This window comes from Algoriphagus sp., assembly GCF_024642405.1.
Lineage (GTDB): Bacteria > Bacteroidota > Bacteroidia > Cytophagales > Cyclobacteriaceae > Algoriphagus.
This window is the reverse complement of sequence record NZ_JAHEBC010000279.1, coordinates 1-5,143: the sequence shown is the minus strand read 5'-3', so window position 1 is coordinate 5,143 and position 5,143 is coordinate 1. Positions and strand designations below refer to the sequence as shown.

Annotated in this window: 5 protein-coding genes; all 5 read right to left on the bottom strand. The window is 34.9% G+C overall.

From position 1 onward, the window contains the following. A partial coding sequence (locus Q0L68_RS16065; RefSeq protein ID WP_296705149.1) for a histidine kinase occupies window positions 1–649 on the bottom strand: 649 nt, incomplete at its 3' end. An 87-nt stretch (window positions 650–736) separates the two neighbouring features. Then, window positions 737–1,504, bottom strand: a complete 768-nt coding sequence (locus tag Q0L68_RS16060; RefSeq protein WP_296705148.1) for a histidine kinase — start codon at window positions 1,502–1,504, stop codon at window positions 737–739. A gap of 61 nt (window positions 1,505–1,565) precedes the next feature. Then, on the bottom strand, window positions 1,566–2,369 hold the full coding sequence (locus tag Q0L68_RS16055; protein WP_296705147.1) for a histidine kinase: 804 nt from the start codon (window positions 2,367–2,369) through the stop codon (window positions 1,566–1,568). A 2-nt stretch (window positions 2,370–2,371) separates the two neighbouring features. Continuing rightward, window positions 2,372–2,767, bottom strand: coding sequence for a molecular chaperone DnaK (locus Q0L68_RS16050; RefSeq protein ID WP_296705145.1), 396 nt, complete (start codon window positions 2,765–2,767; stop codon window positions 2,372–2,374). A 139-nt stretch (window positions 2,768–2,906) separates the two neighbouring features. After that, window positions 2,907–5,143, bottom strand: a 2,237-nt coding sequence (gene secD / locus Q0L68_RS16045) for a protein translocase subunit SecD (RefSeq protein WP_296705143.1), incomplete at its 5' end; no start/stop codon positions are given.

Here is a 5,143-nt window from a genome sequence, read left to right as displayed (position 1 = left end):
AGGCTATACTCCTTCCAAGTTGAGGATTGATCTCAAAGAGGTATAAGACAGCAACATAATTAATATAGGTCAATGAATATGTAAATAGAATAAATGTCATCTGCCAGAAAGAAACGAGTCTGAAGGGAGTAGTTTCTAAATATTTATCATTGGTTATTAGACCTATAAAATAAAGACCACTACCAAGCAGAATCATATTTGCGCCCATCGCAAAAATAATAGGTTGATTTAAATAAAGCGGTTCGATTCCAGTCAATTGAAGAATCAATGCAACAATAATAAAAAGGATAATCATCCAATTGATGTATTTTTTCTTGGATGATTCTATCCATGATTTTATTAAAAAAAGATAAAGAATAGTAGAGATTTGTTTATTAGCTATGTTAAAAAGCCAAAGATTATATCTGGGGTTTTCAGGATTTCCCAAAAATGCATTTACAGTTTTATTAAACTCAAAGTTATAATTCGTATAAGCCCCGATATTTTCATATACGAATGTAAAAGCCAAAATCAAAAAAGGAAGCCAATAGTAGCTGTTGACTCTTTTTACTTTGGGCAATCGAAAGAAACATATGACTCCCACTATCAACAAAACATCAAGGATAACCAAATACCAGCCTCCAAATGCCTCTATAAATCTGCTATCCATTTCCCATTGCTGAGTTTTGTCTGTTGATTAATCAGTTTCTTTCTAAATCCATGATAATATTTTTTTTCGATCAATTTTTGTGAACATTTATGCGGATTGAAAAAATGGTTCTTTATCAAATATATTCGGAAGCAATGGAGAAGCAATACTAATTGTCAAAATTGCTAAAGTTAAAATCCCCATATAAATCCCTATTGATTGCAGCGCAGCACCTAATATTGGATTGACTTCATAGAGATAAATTAACGCCACAGAGCTGATGTAACTTAAGGTAAACGTGAATATAAGAGCGGTCATTTGCCAGAATGAAGCTAATCTCAATGGATTGCTTTTTAGATATGAGGGAAGGGTAATCAAGTCGGTAAAATACAAAGCGCTTCCAAATAAGATCATATTTGCCCCGATGGCAAAGATGATAGGTTGGTTCAAATAAATGGGCTCAATACCTGAAAGTTGTAGTATTAATGCCATCACTATAAAAATAAAAATCAACCAATTGATAACCCTTCTTTTGAAAGGTCTTACATATGACTTGATCAGCATTAAATAAAGAATAGTACCTACCTGTCTTTTAGCTACGTTAAAAAGCCAGAGATTGAACTTAGGATACTCGGAATTTCCTAAATATGCGTTTACTGATCTTTTGAACTCATAATTGTAGTTCGTGTAACTTCCCAGGTTTTCATAAAAAACGGTGAAGCACAGAATTACAAAAGGAAGCAAAAAGTGAATATTCCTTTTTTTTTCCTTTGGCAATTTTATAAAAACAACTATTCCAATCAGGAGGAGCAAATCAGGTGGAATGGTGTATTGCGGATAGGCAGTAAAAAAGGCTTCAATCAATCTTTCATCCATCACTTTTACTTTGGGTCTTTAGTCAAAGCTTTACAGTCTTGATATCCTCCTAGAATAATCATCAAATTTGGGAAGATAAATCGGATGCTTTTCCCGGTTTTTTAGATGATTTAAACTCGAAGGATGGTTCTTTGTTAAAAACTTTAGGAAGCATTGGCGAAATAATAATCAAAAGGAGAGTTAACCTGAGAAAAATCCCAAGGATTCTATCAATATGAGCTAAACTCAATGCTATTTGAGGGTTAATCTCATAAATATAGATGCGTGCTACAGAATTAATATAGGTTAAAGAATAGGTGAATAGCAGAAAAGTCATTAACCAAAACGAAATTAAATGGATTGGTTTAGAATTTAAATATTGTTCATTGCTGATCAATCCTATAAAATAAAGACCACTCCCAATTAATATCATACTTGCGGCCATGACGGCAATAATGGGCTGATTTAAATATAAAGGTTCAACACCTGTAAGTTGTAATATGATGGCCACCATAATGAAAAATATGATCATCCATCTTAAATATATCTTCTTGGTTGGCTCAATTAATTTTTTTATCAATAACAAATTAAGTAAAGTGGAAATTTGTTTGTTGGTAATATTATATATCCAAATGTTATATTTTGGGTTTTCAGTATTTCCTAGAAAGGCATTGACTGCTTTTTTAAATTCAAAATTGTAATTAGCATAAGCTCCAAAAGCTTCATAAAAAACGGAAAAACCTATAATTAATAAAGGAAGCCAATAGGTACTATTGGCTTTTTTTTCCTTAGGTAATTTTAGAAAGAAATATATTCCTATGATCAATAAACAATCTATGGTGATTGTATAATAATTAACATAGGCATCCCAGAATTTACTATCCATTATTAGGAGTTGGTAGGTTCGGGATCACAGAAAGGAGGACATAAGACACCATCATTTTGGTAGTCCTCTTCAGGATTGTTCAGAGTCAGATTGTTTTGATCTAGATTTGCTGGTCTCATGACGATGGTCAATGCACCGGTTAATTGTTCTACTTCTTTTGGATGATATTTAGCTGCAACCTCTTCTGTGTATTCAGTGATGTAAAACTGAATGCCTCCTTTTTTTGGATCTTTATCAGCTTTCGCCAAAAGCCCTTCTAAAGTTTCTCTGTTAAAAAAAATCCAATTCGTTTGATCTGTTTTGTCCTTTCCTTTATTGTCTTTGGCTGGCTTGCCTTTTTTAACTTCTTTGTCATACTTGGCTTTCATTGACTCGAAGTCCTCTTTTGAAATTTTCATGTAAAAATGATGTTCGTTAAGTTTAAAATTGATTTCATACTATAAAATAATTTCAAAAGATAAGATTTTTTTTAGCCTTTTAGACAATAAAAAAGGAGCGAGTTAATTCCCGCTCCTTTAAATGGTAGTTGATTTGGATTTATGCCAATTTCTTGGATTCTTTTACCTCTTCATGGTCTATTTCTCTCTTCATTAAATCTACAACAATTGGGGTTGCAATGAATACTGAGGAATAAGTACCAACCAAGATTCCTATGAATAATGCGAAAGAGAAGCCTCTCAACACCTCACCTCCAAATACCAACAACACAATAATCACAATTAATGTAGTAAATGAAGTAATCAAAGTTCTTCCTAAAGTCTGGTTGATAGCATCGTTAAATACTTTTACCAATCTATGAGTTCCTCTGTTTTCTATATTCTCTCTGATTCTATCAAATACAATTACAGTATCATTGATAGAATAACCGATGACTGTCAAGACAGCTGCAATAAACACTTGATCAATCTCGAAGGTGGCTCCAAATGCGCTTGCAATTGCAAAAGCCGCGATTACGAACAAAGTATCATGAATCAATGCAATAATAGATGCCAAAGAGAATTGCCACTTACGGAATCTCAACAGGATATAAAGGAAGATTGCTATCAAAGCAGCAATCATAGCCTCACCTGATGAGGCTTTGATATCATCTGCTACTGTAGCACCTACTTTAGAGGAACCAGTGATTGCAAATTGATTAGAGGCAAGGTCTTCAGCATTTTCACTGAACTCGAAGCCCATCACATTAGCAATCCCTTCTTTTACTTTAGATTCTACTTCTTTATTTGAAGCATCATCATCTTCATTAACCAAATAAGAAGTAGTTACTTTCAAAACATTGGTAGCACCATAGGTCTTCACCTCTACAGAACCATCAAACTCACCATCAAGTCCCGTTTTCAACTCTGAAGCTGCAACAGGCTCAGCAAATGCAACGATGTATGATCTACCTCCTGTAAAATCAACTCCAAACTTTAATCCGTTGATGCCTGCAATAGCTAAACCTACTATGATAATTCCAGTAGAAATCAGATAAGCAACTTTCCTTTTTCCTAGGAAGTCGATATTCAAAGAACTTAAAGCATTTTTTGCAAATGGAGTCGCAAAACTAATAGAACTCTTATCTCCTTTCTTGCTCATCCAAGAGACAATTACTCTTGTAATAAATACCGCTGAGAAGAATGAACAAGCAATACCTATCATCAATACAATTGCAAATCCTTTTACAGGACCTTGACCTAAGGCATAGAGAATAGCACCAGTTAAGAAAGTTGTTACGTTAGAGTCAAGAATCGCTGAGAATGCTTTGCTGTAACCTGCATTGATCGCTGCAATAAGCCCTACGCCATTTTGGAGTTCTTCCTTGATACGTTCAAAAATCAAAACGTTCGCATCAATGGACATACCGATAGTCAATACAATACCTGCAATACCTGGCAAAGTCAGAGAAGATTGAAGCTGTGCCAAAATACCCAAGATGAAGAAGATATTGAAAACCAATGCTGCGATTGCAACCAATCCACCTTTAGCATAGTAAGCAACCATAAAGAGAACCACAATTGCAAGACCTGCAACCATTGAAATCAGACCCTGATTTAAAGCTTCTTTACCCAAAGTTGGACCAATAATGCTTTCTTCTACAATTTGGGTTGGAGCAGGAAGAGATCCAGACTTAAGGATATTTGCTAAATCCTGTGCCTCTAATAAGGAGAAATTTCCTGAAATCTCAGATTGTCCTGTTGGGATTTCACCATTTACTACAGGCGCGGTATATACATAGTCGTCAAGTACAACAGCTATTCTTCGGCCTACGTTATCGGCTGTTAATTTTCTCCATTTTCTAGCACCATCTGCATTCATTTGCATAGAAACCGCAGGTCTAGATGTTTGATCCAATACTTGACGAGCATCAGTTACTACATCACCTTCCAAAGGAGCTTGATCTGATCCTCTCGGAATTTTGATTGCATAAAGTTCCAAAGCTTCTGTTCCATCTTCAAGTGCCTGAGGCTTTACAGCCCAGAGTAATTTGATGTCCTTTGGTAGCATTGCTTTGTACTGGTCCCTTTTTAAGATTCTGTTTATTGTTACAGTATCTCTTACATCGTAAACCAATCCGTAATTTGCCTTAAGCAAACTGAAAATAGGGGAAGTTCCGGCATTAGGATTCATAGGATCGATTTGATCCAATTGTGCCTCCAATGCATTTCTTAAAGAATCTTCAGGGGACAAATTTTCTGTAGAAACAGAATCAGAAGCTGCTGCTGGGGAAGCTTTTTGATCAGCAAGATATGCCGTATTGATAGCTTCTAAAGATCCTCCAAACTCATTCACTT